Annotated in this window: 16 protein-coding genes; 15 read left to right on the top strand and 1 reads right to left on the bottom strand. The window is 51.3% G+C overall.

From position 1 onward, the window contains the following. Window positions 1–337: 337 nt before the first annotated feature. The 7 genes from ACTQ3R_RS13990 (at window position 338) to ACTQ3R_RS13960 (ending at window position 8,775) form a co-directional block, all read left to right on the top strand. Complete coding sequence (locus tag ACTQ3R_RS13990; protein ID WP_441779850.1) at window positions 338–1,423, top strand: mannonate dehydratase; 1,086 nt, start codon at window positions 338–340, stop codon at window positions 1,421–1,423. A gap of 32 nt (window positions 1,424–1,455) precedes the next feature. Next, a complete protein-coding gene (locus ACTQ3R_RS13985) occupies window positions 1,456–3,069 on the top strand; it encodes a mannitol dehydrogenase family protein (protein ID WP_441779851.1) in 1,614 nt (537 codons plus the stop codon). Between the two features lie 72 nt (window positions 3,070–3,141). Then, complete coding sequence (locus tag ACTQ3R_RS13980; RefSeq protein ID WP_441779852.1) at window positions 3,142–4,239, top strand: sugar kinase; 1,098 nt, start codon at window positions 3,142–3,144, stop codon at window positions 4,237–4,239. A gap of 41 nt (window positions 4,240–4,280) precedes the next feature. Continuing rightward, a complete protein-coding gene (locus ACTQ3R_RS13975; protein ID WP_441779853.1) occupies window positions 4,281–4,919 on the top strand; it encodes a bifunctional 4-hydroxy-2-oxoglutarate aldolase/2-dehydro-3-deoxy-phosphogluconate aldolase in 639 nt (212 codons plus the stop codon). 120 nt (window positions 4,920–5,039) lie between these two features. After that, window positions 5,040–5,747 (top strand): GntR family transcriptional regulator, encoded by a 708-nt coding sequence (locus ACTQ3R_RS13970; protein WP_441779854.1) that lies wholly within the window; start codon window positions 5,040–5,042, stop codon window positions 5,745–5,747. A gap of 70 nt (window positions 5,748–5,817) precedes the next feature. After that, window positions 5,818–7,281 (top strand): tagaturonate reductase, encoded by a 1,464-nt coding sequence (locus tag ACTQ3R_RS13965; RefSeq protein ID WP_441779855.1) that lies wholly within the window; start codon window positions 5,818–5,820, stop codon window positions 7,279–7,281. A gap of 12 nt (window positions 7,282–7,293) precedes the next feature. Next, the gene (locus ACTQ3R_RS13960; protein WP_441779856.1) at window positions 7,294–8,775 is read left to right on the top strand and encodes a UxaA family hydrolase; all 1,482 of its coding nucleotides are present in this window, start codon (window positions 7,294–7,296) and stop codon (window positions 8,773–8,775) included. A gap of 143 nt (window positions 8,776–8,918) precedes the next feature. On the opposite strand, the gene uxaC is transcribed toward ACTQ3R_RS13960, so the two are convergent. Next, window positions 8,919–10,361, bottom strand: a complete 1,443-nt coding sequence (uxaC, locus tag ACTQ3R_RS13955; RefSeq protein WP_441779857.1) for a glucuronate isomerase — start codon at window positions 10,359–10,361, stop codon at window positions 8,919–8,921. A gap of 815 nt (window positions 10,362–11,176) precedes the next feature. Between uxaC and ACTQ3R_RS13950 the strand changes: the two genes are divergently transcribed. From ACTQ3R_RS13950 to ACTQ3R_RS13915, 8 genes are all read left to right on the top strand, one after another. Further along, window positions 11,177–12,709 carry an acyl CoA:acetate/3-ketoacid CoA transferase gene (locus tag ACTQ3R_RS13950; RefSeq protein ID WP_441779858.1) on the top strand — a complete coding sequence of 511 codons (1,533 nt, stop codon included), beginning with the start codon at window positions 11,177–11,179 and terminating at the stop codon, window positions 12,707–12,709. A gap of 32 nt (window positions 12,710–12,741) precedes the next feature. Then, window positions 12,742–13,521, top strand: coding sequence for an enoyl-CoA hydratase/isomerase family protein (locus tag ACTQ3R_RS13945; RefSeq protein ID WP_441779859.1), 780 nt, complete (start codon window positions 12,742–12,744; stop codon window positions 13,519–13,521). A 67-nt stretch (window positions 13,522–13,588) separates the two neighbouring features. Further along, complete coding sequence (locus ACTQ3R_RS13940; protein WP_441779860.1) at window positions 13,589–14,656, top strand: TRAP transporter substrate-binding protein; 1,068 nt, start codon at window positions 13,589–13,591, stop codon at window positions 14,654–14,656. Between the two features lie 142 nt (window positions 14,657–14,798). After that, on the top strand, window positions 14,799–15,668 hold the full coding sequence (locus tag ACTQ3R_RS13935) for a shikimate dehydrogenase family protein (RefSeq protein WP_441779861.1): 870 nt from the start codon (window positions 14,799–14,801) through the stop codon (window positions 15,666–15,668). After that, window positions 15,665–16,210: a TRAP transporter small permease gene (locus tag ACTQ3R_RS13930; RefSeq protein WP_441779862.1), complete on the top strand. Its 546-nt coding sequence runs from the start codon at window positions 15,665–15,667 to the stop codon at window positions 16,208–16,210. The genes ACTQ3R_RS13935 and ACTQ3R_RS13930 overlap by 4 nt, the downstream gene beginning before the upstream one ends. Window positions 16,211–16,264: 54 nt before the next feature. Beyond that, on the top strand, window positions 16,265–17,560 hold the full coding sequence (locus ACTQ3R_RS13925) for a TRAP transporter large permease (protein ID WP_441779863.1): 1,296 nt from the start codon (window positions 16,265–16,267) through the stop codon (window positions 17,558–17,560). Window positions 17,561–17,567: 7 nt separating this feature from the next. Beyond that, window positions 17,568–18,641, top strand: coding sequence for a M24 family metallopeptidase (locus ACTQ3R_RS13920; RefSeq protein ID WP_441779864.1), 1,074 nt, complete (start codon window positions 17,568–17,570; stop codon window positions 18,639–18,641). Between the two features lie 16 nt (window positions 18,642–18,657). Beyond that, the gene (locus ACTQ3R_RS13915) at window positions 18,658–19,413 is read left to right on the top strand and encodes a 5-deoxy-glucuronate isomerase (RefSeq protein WP_441779865.1); all 756 of its coding nucleotides are present in this window, start codon (window positions 18,658–18,660) and stop codon (window positions 19,411–19,413) included. The last annotated feature ends 186 nt before the right edge of the window (window positions 19,414–19,599 follow it).

Genomic DNA, 19,599 nt, shown 5'->3' with positions numbered 1-19,599 from the left:
AAATAACAGGAGAAATGTCAAGTGTCTGTGCAAAAAAAGGTCAATTTAGCGAATCATGAGAAATGAGAAAGAGAAAGAAACGGATAATTTTTCTGCGTGTAATATATTAGTTTGGAAATTAAAACTGTATTTAAACGCAGCAAAAATATAAAAACCATAATTTTCTTAAAAAAACATGTAAAAATAAACAAAAAATAGGCAGTAAATTTATAAGATTTAAATATTGAAACGAAAAATAAAATATATTAGTATAGCGATGCGAAGAATAAAAGCAAGACGGAAGGCCATTTTGATCAAACGTCAGTTGAAAATTTGAATTCATATGGAGGACTGCTGCATGAAAATGACATTTCGCTGGTATGGTTCCAACAGTGACAGCATCACCTTGTCCCAAATCAAACAGATTCCCGGCATGACAGGCCTGATGGGATTCCTGGATTACAAAGAGGCGGGAGAGGTTTGGACTGAGGAGGAAATCAAGAGTTACATTGATGAGGTTCATGCTGCCGGCCTGGAGTGTGAAGTGATTGAATCGGTCAATGTTCATGAAGACATCAAGATGGGCTTACCCACTCGGGACCAGTACATCGCAAACTACTGCACAACGATCCGGAATCTGGCCAAGTATGGCGTAAAGGTTATTGTCTATAATTTCATGCCCGTATTTGACTGGCTGCGGACTGATTTGGCCCGTGAGATTCCGGAAGACGGCTCTAACAGCCTGTATTTTGACGAGGCTGAGCTGGGGAATATGGGACCTCTGGAGATCGTCCGCAATACCATTGAAAATTGCAACGGTTTTTCTCTGCCTGGCTGGGAGCCCGAGCGCCTGGCTGAGCTGGAGACGACCTTAAAGCGTTATGAGACCATCACCCCGGATGATTTGCGGGCTAACTACAAGTATTTCCTCGAGGGGATTATTCCCACCTGCGAGGAGTGCGGTGTCGTTATGGCCTGCCATCCCGATGATCCTGCATGGCCTATTTTTGGGCTGCCGCGCATTGCCCACAGCCAGGAAGACTACGATAAGATTGTGAAGCTGTACGATTCTCCCTGCAATACGCTGTGCTTGTGCACGGGATCTTTGGGCTCGGATCCGAATAATGATCTGCCGGCCATTATCCGCCATTTTGGTGAGATGAACCGGATTGGGTGCCTGCACGTCCGCAACATCAAATACCTGGGTCATCACAAATTCCGTGAGGCGGCTCATTTGTCTTCCACCGGCGATTTGGACCTGTATGAGATTATGAAAGCGATCTATGACACTTGCCCCGATACCTATATCCGTCCGGACCATGGCCGTATGATCTGGGGAGAGGTTGGAAGACCGGGCTATGGTTTGTACGACCGAGCGCTGGGCGCCACATATCTTCAGGGCCTTTGGGAGGCCATTGAAAAAAGTGACAAGGGCAAACAGTGATTTGTACTGGAACGGATGGGAGGAAATTGAGCATGAAGCTGACGTTGGCAGGGCTGCAGGACAAGCAGGCATGGGAACAAGCAGGGATCAGAGTTCCTGCCTATGACATTCAGTCTGTGGTGGAGCGCACAAAGGAATCTCCTGTGTGGGTCCATTTTGGAATTGGAAATATTTTTCGGATTTTTATTGGCGGCCTGGCCGATGCACTGCTGGCTGCGGGCGAGGCGAATAAGGGAATTACCTGTGTGGAAGCCTTTGATTTTGACGTTGTAGACCAGATCTATCGCCCGTATGACAATCTGGTTCTTGGCGTCACGCTGAAAACAGACGGCTCTACCGACAAGGTTGTGATCGGCTCCCTTACAGAGGCCATCAAGGCCCGCAGCAGTGTGGCAGAAGAATGGGAGCGGCTCAAAACGATTTTCCGCAATCCTGAGCTGCAGATGGTCTCCTTCACCATCACAGAGAAGGGATATGCGCTTACCGGCCCGGACGGCCAGTATATGCCCTTTATTCAGGCGGACATTGACGCGGGCCCTGACAAGGCAAATTCTGCCATAGCGGTGGTCTGTGCCCTGCTGTTGGAGCGCTACAATGCCGGAAAAGCCAAGTTGGCGGTCTGTTCTATGGATAACTGTTCCCACAACGGAGAAAAGCTGCGCAATGCTGTGGTTACCATGGCCAGCGAGTGGATGAAGAAGGGATTCGTCCCCGAAGACTTCCTGGCCTACCTCAGCGATGAGGAGCAGGTTTCCTTCCCCTGGTCTATGATCGATAAAATTACGCCCCGCCCGGCGGAATCCGTGCGCGAGGAGCTGCAGAAGCTCGGCGTAGAAGACATGGATATTGTGGTGACCGGCAAGCGCACCTATATTGCTCCCTTTGTAAATGCGGAGGGGCCCCAGTATCTGGTGATTGAGGACCGCTTCCCCAATGGGCGGCCTGCGCTGGAGAAAGCCGGCGTCTATATGACCGACCGGGAGACGGTGAATAAGGTAGAGCGCATGAAGGTCACCACCTGCCTCAACCCCTTGCATACGGCTCTGGCCGTATATGGCTGTGTGTTGGGGTATCAGCTGATTGCGGATGAGATGAAGGACGAACAGCTTAAAAAGCTGGTGTATCAGATCGGACCGGTTGAGGGAATGCCCGTCGTCACAGATCCCGGCATTCTGTCTCCCATGGATTTCGTGGATGAGGTCATTAACGTTCGTATCCCCAATCCTTTTATGCCGGATACGCCTCAGCGGATTGCCACGGATACCTCGCAGAAAGTGGGCATCCGATATGGTGAGACCATCAAAGCTTACGTCGCTCAGTATCACGATGCGAAAAAGCTGAACGCAATCCCCCTGGCCCTGGCGGGATGGTGCCGCTATCTGCTGGGGGTGAACGATGAAGGCGAGAGCTTTGAACGTTCGCCGGATCCCATGCTGCCCCAGTTGACCGAGCAGTTGTCTGGCATCCAGTGGGGCAAACCGGAGACCTACACAGGGCAGCTGAAGCCCATCCTGTCCAATGAAAACATCTTTGGCGTGGATCTCTACAAGGTTGGCCTGGGGGATACCATTGAGCACATGTTCTTGGAGGAAATCAGCGGACCTGGAGCGGTTCGCGCTACCTTGAAGAAATATCTGGACGAGTAAGTCGACATTCAGCGTGCCGAGGCGAAAGCAGAAGCCGCTGAGATGGTAAAATGTGAAAGGAGTATCGTTACGATGGAACTCAATCTGAAGGCTGCAAATGAATGTACATATGATGCAGTGTCCCTGGGTGAGGTTATGCTGCGGCTGGATCCCGGCGAGGGCCGGATTCGTACGGCGCGGGAATTCAAAGTGTGGGAAGGCGGCGGCGAATACAATGTGGTAAGAGGCTTGCGCCGCTGCTTTGGCTTAAAGACCGGTGTGATCACTGCGTTTGCGGACAATGAAGTGGGATTGCTGATGGAGGACCTGATCCTCCAGGGCGGAGTGGACACTTCCCTCATCAAATGGATGAAGACAGACGGCATTGGCCGCATCTGCCGCAACGGATTGAATTTTACAGAGCGTGGCTTTGGTATTCGGGGGGCTGTGGGATGTTCTGACCGCGCCAACACTGCTATTTCCAAAGCGACCAGTGAGGACTTTGATTTCGAGTATATTTTTGGAAAGCTGGGGGTCCGCTGGCTGCACACAGGAGGCATCTATGCTGCGTTGTCTGAACAGTCCTGCCAGACCGTGTTGGATGCCATTAAGACCGCCAAGAAGTATGGCACGATTGTGTCCTACGATCTCAATTACCGGCCCTCTATGTGGAGTGCGATAGGCGGGCAGGCCAAAGCCCAGGAGGTCAACAAGGAGATTGCCAAGTATGTCGATGTCATGATTGGCAACGAGGAGGACTTTACCGCTTGTCTGGGATTCCAGATCGAGGGCAACGACGAAAACCTCAAGACCCTGAATATTGAGGGATACAAGAAGATGATCAACAAGGCGGTGGAGGAGTACCCCAACTTCAAGGCCGTGGCCACCACCCTGCGTCAGGTCAAGACTGCAACTGTCAATGACTGGAGCGCCTTGTGCTGGGCCGATGGTGAGATTTATAAGGCGAAGGATTACAAGGGCCTGGAAATCATGGACCGGGTTGGCGGAGGAGATTCCTTTGCCTCTGGTCTGATCTACGGCCTGATGACGACTAGCGATGCCGAATTGGCTGTGAACTACGGAGCGGCCCACGGCGCCCTGGCCATGACCACGCCCGGTGATACGACCATGGCCCGCAAGAAAGAGGTAGAGGCCATTATGGGCGGCGCCGGTGCCCGTGTCCAGCGCTGAGCAGGAAAGCAAAGTTACTTGTGCAATAGGAGGCATATAAAATGAATGCAGTTTTAGAGAAAATTCATGAACTGGGGATCGTACCGGTTGTTGTGCTCAATGATGCCAAAGACGCCGTGCCTCTGGCTAAGGCGCTGATGGAGGGCGGCCTGCCCTGTGCAGAGGTCACCTTCCGCACGGCCGCTGCCGAAGAGAGCATCCGGCTGATTTCAGAGGCATACCCTGAGATGCTGGTGGGAGCTGGAACGGTTCTGACCACAGAGCAGGTGGACCGGGCCGTGGCTGCCGGGGCCAAGTTTATTGTCAGCCCCGGTCTCAATCCCAAAGTGACCAAGTACTGTGTGGATCGGAATATTCCCATTACCCCTGGCTGCGCGAACCCCAGCGATGTGGAGCAGGCGTTGGAGTTTGGTCTGGATGTGGTGAAATTCTTCCCGGCGGAGCAGGCTGGCGGTTTGGATTACATTAAGGCGATTGCGGCGCCTTATGTAGATATGAGCTTTATGCCCACGGGCGGCATCAATGCGGATAATGTTCGGAAATACCTGGGCTACAATCGGATCTGGGCCTGCGGCGGAAGCTGGATGGTCAAGGGAGATATGATCAAAGCGGGAGAGTTTGATAAGATACGTGCTTTGACAGCTGAGGCGGTCCAGATCGTCAAAGAGTGCAGAGGGTAAATTAGCTGCAAATGGGCCGGGGAGCTGAAAGAATCGCAAGCTCCCCGGCTTTTATATCGGACCGATAGAAAAAATGCGATCACGGGTCCAAGGGGCTGGCTGAGGAGGATGTGAGAAACGATGAAACTGGAATGTATGGATGAACGCCGCGATGGCGAGCGGGGGCGGGAGTATGCTTACCGGGTGCTGCGCCATAACATTGTTACAATGTGCTTGCCGCCCGACACTGTCCTCAATGAATCGGAATTGATCGAGTGCCTGGAAATGAGCCGCACTCCCATCCGGGAAGCCCTGATTTTATTGAAAGATGAGGGACTTGTGGATATTATGCCCCAGCGTGGCAGTAAGGTGAGCCGGATCAGCCTGAGCAGTGTACGCGAGGGCTACTTTATGCGCCTGGTGCTGGAAAATGTGATTGTGCAGGAGTTGGCAGGAAAATTGTCCGCGGACTGCATTAGCCTGTTAAAGGAGAATTTGGCAAACCAAGAGGAAGTTTTGAATAAGTGTGCAGGCAGCATTAGTCCGGAATTTTTCTTCCTGGATGACGCTATGCATATGTTTCTGTACAAATTTAGCGGGCGGGAACGGATTGGCGACTGCGTCCATAAGATGTGTGCCCACTTTGACCGGGTGCGCTATTTGGACAGCGCGGTCAGCCGTCCGGACCAAAACTTGATTTTGGAGGAGCACAAAAAACTTTATTACTACTTGTCATTGGGGATCCCGGCCGACGTGGATATCAGTGTTTTTTGCCAACGGCACTTGGGGCGGTGGCTGGAATGCGCCCAAGCGATTATCTCTGCCTATCCGGATTATTTTACGGACTAAGGTTTGAGAAGAGGCAAGAAACTGGATGCAGCAGCCGTGAGCGCGGACTGCGAAGAAAGGAAGAATCACTATGGAAAGGCTGAATCAAGCACAGGTTGAAAAGAAAGAACGGCCCATTGTGGTCCTTCAATATGGAGAAGGAAATTTTTTGCGCGCATTTGCCGACCATATGATTGACGTTGCCAATGAGCAGGGGATCACCGACTTTGGAATTGCGATGGTGAAACCGCGGAAGAACGGGACACTCAGCCGTTTCCGTGAACAGGATGAGCTGTATACCGTCCTGCTTCGGGGGTATCAGAACGGAGCGGTGGTGGATGAAGCGCGGGTGATTACCAGCATTCAGAAGGCGATCGAATGTTATGGCCAATATGAGGAATATGAGGCGCTGGCGCGGCTTGAGACCTTGAAGCTGGTGGTCTCCAATACCACGGAGGCGGGTATTGTATTCGAGGAAAGTGACCGCTTTGAGCTGTGTCCTCCAGACACATTTCCGGGAAAGCTGACGAAGCTGCTGTACCAGAGGTTTGAGCATTTCCGCGGAGACCCTACCCGTGGGCTTATCATGCTTCCCTGTGAGCTGAATGAACGAAATGGCCAGCGGCTTCAGCGCTGCGTGAATCAATATATTGATTTGTGGAAGCTGGGGGACGGCTTTCGGTGCTGGGTGGAAAAAAGCTGTACCTTCTGCAACACCCTGGTGGACCGGATCGTTACAGGTGCTCCGAAAGACGAAGGGGAGGCCATTGCACAGCGTCTGGGCTATGAGGACCCGCTGCTGGACATTGCAGAGCCCTTTTCCTTTTGGGGGATTGAGCAGATGGGAACGGATGTGCAGGGGGTGTTCCCACTGGATCGCGCGGGGCTTCCGGTATTGTTTGTACAGGATTTGACCCCCTACCGGGAACGCAAGGTTCGTATTTTGAACGGCGCCCACACAGCCACAGCCCTGGCTGGCTATTTGGCGGGTTTTGATACGGTGGGCGAGCTTATGGCCGACCCTGTTTTTTCCTCGTACCTTAAGAAAATGGTTTATGAAGAAATTGTTCCTACAGTGCCCCTGCCTCAGGCAGAGGCCAGCGCATATGCAAGCGCGGTTTTTGAGCGCTTTGGAAATCCTTTTCTCCGCCACAGCCTGCTGGATATCTCTCTCAATTCGGTATCCAAATGGAAAACGCGCGTGCTGCCTTCGCTGAAGGATTTCTTCCAGAGGGAAGAGCGGCTGCCCCGTCTTCTGACGTTTTCCTTTGCCGCTCTGCTGGCGTTTTACCGTGGGGCGCGGGACAAGGACGGTCTGAAGGGAACAAGAGGCGGGGAAGAATACCCGATTCGGGATGACCGGGAAGTGATGGAGTTTTTTGCGGCCCATTCTGCCGCCGACTCCGTACCCCAGTATGTGGAAGCTGCGGCGGCGCACAGTGCCTTCTGGGAAGAAGATCTGCGTGCTTTGCCCGGCTTTGTGGAGCAGGTATCCGCCGACTTGCAGAGGATTCTGGATAGTGGAATGATGGCAGCGGCCCGTGAGTTGATGTAAAGAGGTGGTTTTGTGCGCGATATCATTGTGATCCATCCAGACGACAGCGTAGCCATTGCTCTGCGCCCTATTCATAAGGGAGAGACCATTTCCGTCAGAGATCAGGAACTGGTGATTCTGGAAGACATTGCCCCAGGCCACAAAATTGCTCTTTGTTCCATTGAGAAAGGGAGCAATGTCCTGAAGTACGGTTATCCCATTGGCCGTGCCAAGGAGATGATCCCGGCCGGAGCGTGGGTCCATACCCACAATTTACAGACCAATCTCAACCAAAAATTGGACTATACCTACGCCCCTGTGCTGCCGGAGCAGCGGCGGGAAGAGACCGAGTACTTTTTGGGATACCGGCGAAACGATGGAAAAGTAGGCGTTCGAAATGAGATCTGGATCATTCCTACCGTGGGATGTGTCAATTCCATCGCACAGCAAATCGAGCAGAAATCCCGGCCGCTGATCACGGGTACGGTAGAGAATGTCTGTGCGTTCCAGCACCCCTATGGGTGTTCCCAACTGTCTGAGGACCACGCCATGACCCAAGAAGCGCTGGCCGGATTGGCAAAGCACCCCAATGCCGGTGGTGTGCTGATACTTGGCCTGGGCTGTGAAAACAACAACATTCAGGAATTTCGTGCTGTTCTGGGTGAGTATGATCCGGAGCGCATTCGCTTTCTCAACTGTCAGGACTACCCGGATGAAGTGGACCAGGGAGTGGAATGCATTCGTAAACTGATCGCCTATGCGGGGACATGCAAGCGGGAGCCCTGCCCTGCGCAGGAGCTTATTTTGGGTTTGAAGTGCGGCGGCTCCGATGGATTTTCCGGCATTACTGCCAACCCGCTGGTGGGAGCGGCTGCCGACCTTCTTACGGCTCAGGGAGGAACTGCTGTCCTGACCGAGGTTCCGGAGATGTTTGGCGCAGAGACTATTTTGATGAACCGTTGTCAGAGCCAGGAAGTGTTTGAAAAAACGGTCTCGCTGATCAACGATTTCAAAGACTATTTTACAAGGCACGGACAGGTGGTATATGAGAATCCGTCTCCCGGAAACAAGGCGGGAGGGATCTCTACGCTGGAAGACAAATCGTTGGGATGTATTCAAAAAGGCGGAAGAGGGAGCGTTGTAGATGTGCTGAAGTACGGGGAACCGGTCCGCATCCGGGGACTTAACCTGCTTCAGGCACCGGGAAACGATCTGGTAGCTACCACAGCGCTGGTTGTGTCAGGCGCACAAATTGTGCTGTTTACCACGGGAAGAGGCACTCCCTTCCATTCTCCTGTCCCTACCGTGAAGATATCCAGCAATTCGGACTTATATCACAGGAAGAAAAACTGGATTGATTTCAATGCGGGCGCCTTGCTTGAAAATGGTTCCATGGAGAACATGAGCCGGGACTTTTTCCGCTATATTCTGGAAGTGGCATCGGGGAGACAGACGTTGGGAGAACAGCATGGATTCCGGGATATTGCTATTTTCAAAGACGGGGTGACCCTGTAAAAAGCACGGTACAGGAGTATAAACCGGCAGAAAACGAAAAGGAACATGGCCAGAACAAAAACAGATGGGCCGAGAATTTCATTTCTCGGCCCATCTGTTTCTTTTTAGAAGATTCTCAGCTGATTCGAAAGTGTACAGGAAAATCAGTCCGTCTCCAAGGAAAAGTACCGCAAGGCGTTTTTGTAGCAAACGCCGTCAACAATGCGCTTCAAATTCTCTTCCAAAGCGGGGTACTCACCATTTTCCACCCAGTCGCCGATGAGGTTGCAGAGGATACGGCGGAAATAATCATGGCGCGCATAGGACAGGAACGAACGGGAGTCGGTGAGCATACCGATGAAATTTCCCAGCAGTCCCAGATTTGCCAGGGATACCATCTGGTCGATCATGCCGACTTTCGTGTCGTTGAACCACCAGGCAGAGCCGTGCTGAATCTTTCCGGGCAGCTCATCGGTTTGGAATGCTCCCAAAATAGAGCCCAACTGAGCATTATCCGATGGGTTCAAAGAGTAGAGAACGGTTTTGGGACACTGGCGGGTCTTGTACAGGCAGGACAGCAGGGCAGCCACATTGGCGCCGCAGCTGTTTTGGGAAATCACATCAAAGCCGGTATCGGGTCCGAGAATGGGGAACATGCTCTCGTTGGGGTTGCGCAGGCAGGAGTAGTGCAGCTGCATAGCCACATCGTTTTTATGATAGAGGTGGGCCAGGCAGATCAGAAGGTAGGTCTGATACTGCTCAGATTCCACTTCGGAGATGGCTTGGCCGGCGCGGACCTTTTGATAAACGGCGTTGGCCTCCTCTGCGGTACAGGGGCGGAAGGGGATATAATCCAGGCCGTGGTCACTGGCCCGGCATCCCAGGCTGACAAAGTATTCCAGCCGCTGTTCCAGAGCGTCGCAGATCTCTTGCACAGAGTCCAGACTCTCTTTTTGCACACAGTGGGCCAGCTGATCGATATAGGACAGATAGCCGGGTTTCTGGATGTTGATGGCTTTATCCGGACGGAAGGACGGGCATACCTTCACGGTGAAAGTGGGGTCAGCGGCAATTTTTTTGTGCCACTCCAGAGAATCCGTCGGGTCGTCCGTAGTGCCGATGAAGGCCACATTGGACTGACGGATGAGGCCGCGGACGGTCATGTTGGGGTCGTTCTGCAGCTTGTCGTTGCAGTGCCTCCAGACCTCTTCTGCGGTTTCCGGAGTCAAAGGCTTGTCATAGCCGAAGAATTTTTTCAGCTCCAAATGGCACCAGTGGTACATGGGATTTCCGATCGCCATCTGCAAAGACTCGACAAACTTTAAATAACGCTCATAATCGGGCTGATCGCCGGTAATGTAATCCTCACTGACCCCATTGGAGCGCATGACGCGCCACTTATAATGGTCGCCTGCATAGGAACCGTCTGGCTGTTTGCCGCCCAGCCAGACTTGGGCGAGATTTTCAAAGCGGCGGTCCTCATAAATCTCGCGGGGATTGATGTGACAATGATAATCAACAAGAGGCGCGTTTTCTGCGTAGTCATGGAATAAGTGCTGAGCGGTTTTGGTATTCAAAAGAAAATCATGATCCATAAATGCCTTCATAAAATTTTCCCTCTGACGAGGTTCCTCCTTTTGATTCGAATTAGGGGGGATGGCAATAGAATGAAAATGATTGCAAAAAATGAAATGAACTAGCGGTTGCTGGCAATTTGCAAAAAGCTGCCATGCGGACAAAAGGCCGATTTGGCCCTGCAAGGGGCTTTTGAGCCGATCATTATGGGCAATTGGCGTGGGTTTTCCAGAAAGTTTTGGTTAAATTTGGAAAAAGAGGTAATTTGTGTCAATTAAAGCCATAAATATAAATGCAAACGTATTGATTGAGACATAAGGGTAGAAAAATAGCTGCCGATGGCCACAAAATAAACCAAACGGACGTCTGACTTATATTGTAATACATTGATGAGAAAATGCAATCATGAGTTGTGAAATTTTTCGATAAATATAGATAAAAAACAAATATTTATATAAAACGTAGAATTTTTCCAGAGAGAAAAATAGCCCCGTTTTCAAGCCGGAAAAGAGATTGAGAACGTAGGAGAGATGTATGAAAAAAAGTTTTTTGGAATTGCTACAAAAAATGGAAGATGATTTTGTAAAAAGAGGAGAAAACATACCATATGTCTTGACAAGGGGCCAAAAAAGAGTATTATGAACTCAACAAATGCAAACGATTTCATAAATGAGACATTTGGTAGAAATAGACAAGATCACAAGAAGGAAATCGTGTACTTAAAACAAAACTTTGGAACGTTGGTGATAGCAGGCGGCTTGTTGAATAAAAAGTGATACGGAAAATTCTTTTGTGATAGACAAAATGGTTTGATAGAAAGGGAGTGCGAGAGGTTTTGTCGAAAGTTATGACAAGAGAAATGGCGGCTGCCCTGATCAAGGACGAAGATACCGTGGTTTTAACTGGCAGCGGTGGTGGGGTCATGGAGCCCCATTTTCTGCTGGAAGGTATAGAAAACCGCTTTTTGGAAACTGGCAGTCCCAAAAATATAACGTTAGTACATGCCTCTGGAATTGGAGATAAGCAGCGTGCCGGTATTACCAGATTTGCCCATAAGGGTATGGTTCGCCGTGTGGTGGGCGGACACTGGGGCTGGTCACCTGAAATGCAGGCCATGGCGGTCAATAACGAGATTGAGGCCTATAACTTCTCTCAGGGAGTTTTGTGCCATCTTTATCGTGAAATTGCAGCGCACCGCCCCGGTCTTATTACAAAGACCGGAAAATATACTTTTGTCGATCCCCGCTTGTCCGGGGGCAAGCTGAACGAAGTTACCAAGGAAGACCTGGTAGAGCTTATTGAGCTGGATGGACAGGAGTACCTTCGTTATAAGACCTTCCCGGTAGACGTGGCCATTATTCGCGGAACGTATGCCGATGAAGATGGGAACATCAGTCTGGAGCAGGAGCCTGCTAAGCTTGATTTGCTGGCGGCGGCTCAGGCAGCCCACAACAGCGGAGGAATTGTGATTGCTCAGGTCAAGTATGTTGCACGGGCCAATAGCTTGGGCTCAAAGCGCGTGTCAATCCCCGGTGTTTATGTTGATGCCGTGGTGGTAGACCCAGAGCAAATGCAAACGGGCGAGGGCGAGTATAACCCGGCTTTCTCCGGCGATATGGAGATTCCTCTGAAAAATTTGAAACCGTTCCCGCTGTCAGCGCGGAAAGTGGTAGCCCGGAGAGCCTTTATGGAGCTGAAAAAAGGCTCGGTCATCAACCTGGGCTTTGGCATGGCGGATGGCGTAGCTGCAGTCGCGGCCGAAGAGGGATTTTCGGACCAGGTTACCATGACCATCGAGCAGGGAATTTATGGCGGCGTTCCGGCGCAGGGAGCCATTTTTGGCGTGGCAAGCAACCCTGTGGCTGTAATCGATGAGTGTGCTCAGTTCGACTTCTATTCTGGACGGGGCCTGGATGCTACGTTCCTGGGACTGGCCCAAGCGGATGCGAAGGGTAACGTCAACGTGAGTAAATTCGGCACCACGATCTCGGGCAGCGGCGGATTCATTGATATCTCTCAGTCCGCAAAGCAAGTGGTATTCTGCGGTACCTTTACCACCGGCGGCCTGAAAACAGAGGTGTCGGATGGAAAGGTAAAGATTCTTCAGGAGGGACGGATTCACAAATTCATCCAGGATGTGGAGCAAATCACGTTCAGTTCCCGCTTTGCACATGAGGAAGGACAAAAGGTCGTCTATGTGACGGAACGTTGTGTCTTTGTGCTGGGAGAAGAGGGATTGATCCTGACTGAGATTGCCCCTGGTATCGATCTGGAACGGGATATCCTGGGACAGATGGATTTCAAGCCCCAGATTTCTGAGAATTTAAAGACGATGGATGCCCGGATTTTTGAAGTATCGTTGATGAATTGTAAAGATTAAACCACAAACAGTCTAGAGGAAGGATAAAAAGAATGAGTGCAGAAGTATATTTGGAAAAGAAAAACGGCTGGGCGGTTATTACCATTGACCGGCCAAAGCAAATGAACGCACTGAATACGGACATTGTGGAAAAGATCGATGGGCTGCTGGATCAGGTGGAGGACGATCCTGAGATCCGCTGCTTGATGTTTACAGGAGCGGGAGAAAAGTCCTTCATTGCAGGCGCGGATATTGGTATGATGGGAGCTCCTTGTTATCAGCCGAAAGACGCGCACTATTTGATTACCTGCGGGTACAAAGTCTACAACCGTATTGAGTGGCTGAAGATTCCGACCATTGCCTGCATCAACGGGTACTGCTTGGGCGGCGGCCTGGAGCTGGCCATGTGCTGTGATTTCAGAATCGCCAGCAAAAATGCTCGGTTTGCGCTGCCTGAAATTGCACTGGGAATCATTCCTGGATGGGGCGGAACCATTCGTCTGCCGCGTATCATCGGAGAAGGACGGGCCAAGGATATGATCCTGCGGGCCAAACGGATCCACGCCGAGACGGCGCTGCAGTATGGCCTGGTCACCGAGGTATATGAGGATGTGCCCGCCCTGCGGGCCGGCGCGGAAGCGTTGGCAGTAGAGCTGGCTTCCAAGGCCCCCATTACCATGCAGATGGATAAAGAGCTGATCAACCGCTCCACCTTTACCCATAACGATGTGACGGATTCTTTGGCTCTGTCCTATTGCTTTACAACGCAGGATTCCCGTGAGGGCATTGCGGCTTTTTTGGAGAAAAGAACACCTGAATTCCACGGCTGCTGATGAAACACTGAGCGATCTTGACGCACATACCTTTGCGAAAAAATCAAATCAATAGGAGGAAAGAAGAATGAAGAAACTAATCGCTATGGCCCTTTCAATTGCAATGTCTCTGTCCCTGGTTGCCTGTGGTGGCAACAATTCCAGCCAGTCCGGCGGCAGCGCCGCTTCCGGAAGCCAGGCTGCGAGCTCCTCTAGTTCCGGCACTTCCGGCGAAACGATCACTATGCGCTGCAGCACAAACCATGCCGAAGGTTTTAACGTTTCCGTTGCCCTTCGCCATTGGGCGGATCTGGTCAGAGAGCGCACTGACGGCAGAATCAATATTGAGATCTATTACGACGCCGTTCTGGGCGACGAAAAGTCTGCCATTGAGCAGTGCCAGTATGGCGGCCTTGAGTTTGCACGCGTGAACATCAGCCCCATGTGTGAGTTTGTGGACGGCTTCAATGCTCTGAGCATGCCCTATCTGTACAATGATGACGAGCATTTCTGGAAGGCTATGGAGACCGTCGGCATGGAGCTGATGACCTCTCAGGAGATGAAGGACGCCGGCTTCTATGGCCTGACCTGGTATGACGGCGGCACCCGTAACTTCTACAACTCCAAGAAGCCCATCCACACTCCCGCTGACATGGCTGGCATGAATATCCGTGTGCAGGAGTCCAGCCTGATGATGGGCATGATCGAGGCCCTGGGCGCCAAGCCCACTGCCATGCCTTATGGCGATGTTTATTCCGGCCTGCAGACTGGTGTTATTGACGGCGCCGAGAACTCCGTGGTTCAGTACCTGGAGGTTTCCCACTATGAGGTGTCTCCTTACATCACCCTCGATGGTCATACCCGCGCTCCCGACATGCTGATCATGAGCGAGAAGGTGCGTGAGACCCTGTCTGAGGAAGACGTTCAGATCATCGCCGATGCGGCTCTGGAGTCCTGGGAGATGCAGCGTGAGCTGTGGGCCGAGGTGGATGCTGAGGCCAGAGGCAAGCTGGAAGAGCAGGGCGTTGAGTTTGTCGATCTGACTCCTGATGAGTTCCAGGCTTTTGTGGACGCCTGCGAGCCCATGTGGGAAGAGTATGAGGGCGGCAAGTACATGGACATTATCCAGGAGGTCCGCGCTCTGGCTGAGGCCTAATCCTAATTGGATGAAATTTGATCTGAAATTTTGAACTTTCGCAATATGGTAGTGTGTCGATAGGAATTATTTGCGGGCATTGTTCCGGATGCCGGAACAATGCCCGCATTTAACAAAACTATGATGGCTGGATGATATTGTTATGGTAACTGCATCAACAAAGCTATATGCGATTCTAGGGGACCCTATCGTACAGGCGTTGTCTCCGCTTGTTCACAATGCTGCATTTGAATTTGATGGTGAAGATGCAGTTATGGTGGGACTTCGTGTCACACCGGAGACACTGAAAGAAGCAATTCTAGGAGTTCGGGCAGTAAATATGGCAGGATTAGTGGTAACTATGCCGCTGAAATCCTGTATTATACCGCTTTTGGATGAGTGTGAAGAAAAGATAGATTTTCTTGGAGCGGTAAACGTCGTGACCTGTGAGAACGGAATCTTGAAAGGATACAATACCGATGGAGACGGGTTTATCCAGAACTTGAGAGTTCATGGCGGCCAGCCATCGGGAAAGGATGTATTCCTTTTTGGCGCAGGTGGTGCAGCCAGGGGGCTGAGCTATTCGCTGTTGGATGCCGGGATCCGGAAACTGACGGTTTGCAATGAAGATGAAGCTATGGCAAGGGCAATGTTTGACACATTGAGGCGGAAGTTTGATACAGAAATGGAGTTTGTCTCTCTGAGCAGCACAGAGGTGGCGCATGGATGCAGAGAGTCTGATTTCATTATCAATGCCACTCCTATGGGGATGAACGGAAGCCCGTCGCCATATGTAGAATGGATTCCGTGGGATGACTTGAAGACAACCGTGATCTGTGCAGATGTAGTCCACAAGCCTGTGGAAACGCCGTTTCTTAAGAAGGCACAGGCAAAAGGACTTAGAACGGCCGGGGGCGACGGAATGATGCTGTATCAGGGCGTTCTTGCCTACCGGCTTTTCACCAAACGGGATGCACCGGTTGCGGTAATGAAAAGAGCCATAGAAACAAGATTGGAGGTTGGTAAATCATGAAAGCAATTCGAAATCTGATTTTAGCAATTTTCCACGCGGCCTATCGTATTCTTTTGAGTTATTCAGAATACGTTCTGCTGGTTATTGTGGGCGTTGTGACCTGTGATGTAATCGGGCGTAATCTGCTGGGCGGCAGCGTGATGTGGGCCCAGGAAATTTCGCTGCTTTTGATTGTGTGGATGTGTTTTGTCAGCATGGCTGTGGGTGTGGAACGCCGTACCCATATCAGCATTGAAGTGTTTTATATGATGTTCCCGAAGAAAATGCAGAAATTTCTGGATATTCTGAATCAGATTATCTTTTTCTTTGTCGGTATCTTCTTTACCTACTATGGAAGCCTGCTGGTGATGAACACCTGGACATCTACGCTTCCGGCCAGTAAACTTCCCGCAGGTGTGTTGTATCTTATGATTCCTGTAGGCGGATTCTGTATTGCCCTGTTCACCCTGATGAATCTGCTGGGGCTGGGGAAGTACAAGCACGTGGAAAAATATGATCCGGATTATAAGGAGTCGGAAGAAGAAAAGAAGGAACTTCCCTGAGCGATATACCAGTAGACACCGGGGAAGTTAAGGATTAGAAAAGGGAGGCTATTTATGAGTCCTGAAACGATTGCCATCATAATTCTGTTGGCTTTGTTTGCAACGATGACCATTTTCCATTTGCCGGTCACATTCGCAATGATTATTTCCACCGCAGTCACTATGCTGTTCCTGGATATCCCGATGATGACCATGGTGCAGCAAATGGCCAAGTCGGTGAATTCGTTCTCTTTGCTGGCAATCCCCTTCTTCATCCTGATGGGTGAGATCATGGGAGCCGGAGGAATATCCGATCGTTTGTTTAAGTTTGCCAACGTTTTGGTGGGCTGGCTCCGGGGCGGACTGGCTCACGTCAATGTTCTTGCTTCCATGTTCTTTGGCGGCATTTCCGGTTCGGCTGTTGCCGATGTGGCCTCTTTGGGCAAGATTGAGATCCCCATGATGGAGAGTGCAGGCTATGGGAAAGAGTTTTCCATTGCAGTAACTGCCTCCAGTGCATGTCAAGGATTGTTGATTCCTCCCAGCCACAACATGGTCGTGTTTGCTATGGCGGCCGGCGGAATTTCGGTCGGAAAGCTGTTCCTGGCCGGTTACGTACCGGGCGTTCTCCTTGGTCTGAGCCTGATGGGCCTGTGTGCTTATTTCTCCATTAAGCGCAACTATCCCAAGGGAGAGAAGATCAGTGTTAAGCAGGCGCTGTACATTACAAAAGACGCCCTCTTTGCTCTTGGCACCGTCATCATCGTGGTAGGCGGCGTGGTTATGGGCTGGTTCACTGCTACCGAGGCTGCTGCAATTGCCTGTATCTACAGCTTCCTCGTAGCCGCCTTCATCTATCGTGAGCTGAAGCTGAAGGCGATCAAGAAGGTTCTGTGGAACACGGTTATGACCCTGTCCATGGTATACAGCCTGATTGCTGCGGCCGGTGCGTTTGGCTGGATGCTGGCCTATTTGCGCGTCCCCGCGAAGTTTACCAACCTGCTGCTGACCGTGAGCGACAATAAGATTGTTGTGCTGCTTCTCATCAATGTGATTTTGCTGCTGCTGGGCTGCGTTATGGATATGGCGCCCCTGATTCTGATTATGACTCCCATTCTGCTGCCCGTGGTGACCAAGTTCGGCATGGATCCGGTTCAGTTTGGCATTATGCTGATCTACAATCTGGCGATCGGTCTGCTGACGCCTCCTGTGGGCTCCTGCCTGTTTGCAGCCTGTGCGGTGGGCGGGTCAACCATTGAAAAAGTAACCAAAGAGCTGTTGCCTTTCTATGTTGTAATGGTTGTTGGTCTGCTGATTGTTACATTCTGCCCGGCGGTCAGTATGGCTCTGCCGACGCTGCTGATGGGATAATAAGTGTATGAAAATACAGAAGAATGATATCCGAGTGGAACGCCTGCGTAAGCTGTACCAGGAAAGCGGCCATACCGCGTTGATTTTAACACGGGCGGCCAACCTGTATTGGCTGTTGGGCGGCCGGGTTCAAGTTGGAATTGCAGGGGATTACGGTATTTGCCGTGTTGTGGTCAATGATGAGCGCGTGGTGATCTTGACCAACAATATTGAGGCCCAACGTCTGAGAGACGAAGAAGTGGGAGAAGTTCCTGAGATCCTTGCTTTTCCATGGGCGGATGAAGTGGAAAGCGCTGCAGCAGAGCGTGAATTATCCGGTGAAAATCCGCTGCTGGATACGGCTTGCGAAGCTTCTCTGCGGAACATCCGCACGGTGCTGCTTCCGGAACAGATCCGGGAGGCAGAGGAAGTAGCAGGTCTGTGTGGAGAAGCTGTGACGCAGACGGCCATGCAGATCAAACCTGGGATGACGGAATTTGAGATCTCTGGAATTTTGTCCCGAGAAGCCATATCCCGCGGTCTGGTTCCAAATGTTTTGTTCACCCCCACAGACAGTCATATCAGCGCTTATCGCCATGCACTGTCTGGAAGCAAGAAGATGGAAAAGCTGGTTATGCTGTCTCTGGGGGCAAATTACAATGGACTCTATGCCAGCATAACACGTTTTCTCAGCTTTGGTCAGCCGGATGCCGTCACCATGAGGGCACAGGAGATGGCCTGCAGCGTGGCTGCCCGGATCTATACCGAAACAACTGTGGGCAAAACGTGGAGTGAACTTTATAAGGAATTGGGCTGTGCCTATGAGGACTTGGGAATTGCAGAGGAATTCAAGCTCCACCATCAAGGTGGATTGGGTGGTTTCCAGGTTCGGGAGCTGCGGTTAATGCCCAGCTCTGACGGCAAGGTACAGGCAAACCAGCTCTATGCATGGAATCCATCCTGCACTGGCTTTAAATCGGAAGACATGCTTTTGGTTGGGGAGCATGAAAATCGTCTGTTGACGATCACACCGGAATTCCCGCATCGTGCATACTCGTATGGGGGAAAGACGTGGAATCTCGCTCAGATTATGATTCGCTGAAAGGAAGCCATATGATATGAAACAGTATTGGAAAGCACCAGAGTTGCTGGAGCAATTGAAGCCGGAAGATATTGGCATGGTGTACACATCGCTGCGCCGTCTGGAAATCGGCAAAGAGCCTGTAACCGTGGAAAGCGGTGACGAGGAGCTGTGCCTGCTGTGTATTGAGGGCGCTGTACATTATGAGACGGAAGAGCTCCAAAGTGAGGCGGTTATGCTGGACATGCTGTATGTGCCCATTCAGTCCAGAATTACCTTCTCTTCCGAAACAGGCGGCGTCATTATGAAGTATGGCGCACCCTGTACCCGGAAGACAAAGTTTGGCCATATCCGTTTTGAGGATGTGGACAAAGATGAGCGCCATAAGGTTTATGGTAAGGTAGAGAATGGGACCCGCCGGGATGTGTGGAACTTCATTGACGAAACGTTTGATTCGTCACGCTTCCTCACCGGTATTTGCCGGGGAGTAGACGGCGGATGGACGGCATGGCCTCCGCATGAGCACGGCAAGGAGCGCGAGGAAGTTTATGTCTATTTTAACATGGGAGATTCCTTTGGTGCCCAGTTTGTTTATGATGACATGGATAACCCCGATGTAGTGGCTCTGGTCCGAAACGGCGATGTAGTAAGTGTACCTCGGGGCTATCATCCAAGTGTGGGAAGCCCCTGCGGCGGTATTTTCTATGCCTATGTCATGGTTTCGACAAGTGCAGAGGACCGCAATTTTATGGATCTGCGGACACAGAAGATCTACGGAGACAGACTTGAGTAAGGCTTGCCGCACCGGATGGTGGAACGGAATGCCCAGCGGCGGCAGCCGGTCAAGTTAAGGGCTGTGTCCAAAGCAGATTGGGGCCAGGCAGAGAAACGGCTGCCTCAAAACCACAGATTTTGGATGCAGACTGGCATGGACATGTTTTGCACACGGAATGCTGCTGCGTTAGAGACACAATGGTCC

The sequence above is a fragment of the Lawsonibacter sp. LCP25S3_E2 genome (assembly GCF_052117285.1).
Lineage (GTDB): Bacteria > Bacillota > Clostridia > Oscillospirales > Oscillospiraceae > Lawsonibacter.
The sequence above is the reverse complement of the archived record's forward strand: the minus strand, read 5'-3'. Positions and strand labels throughout refer to the sequence as shown.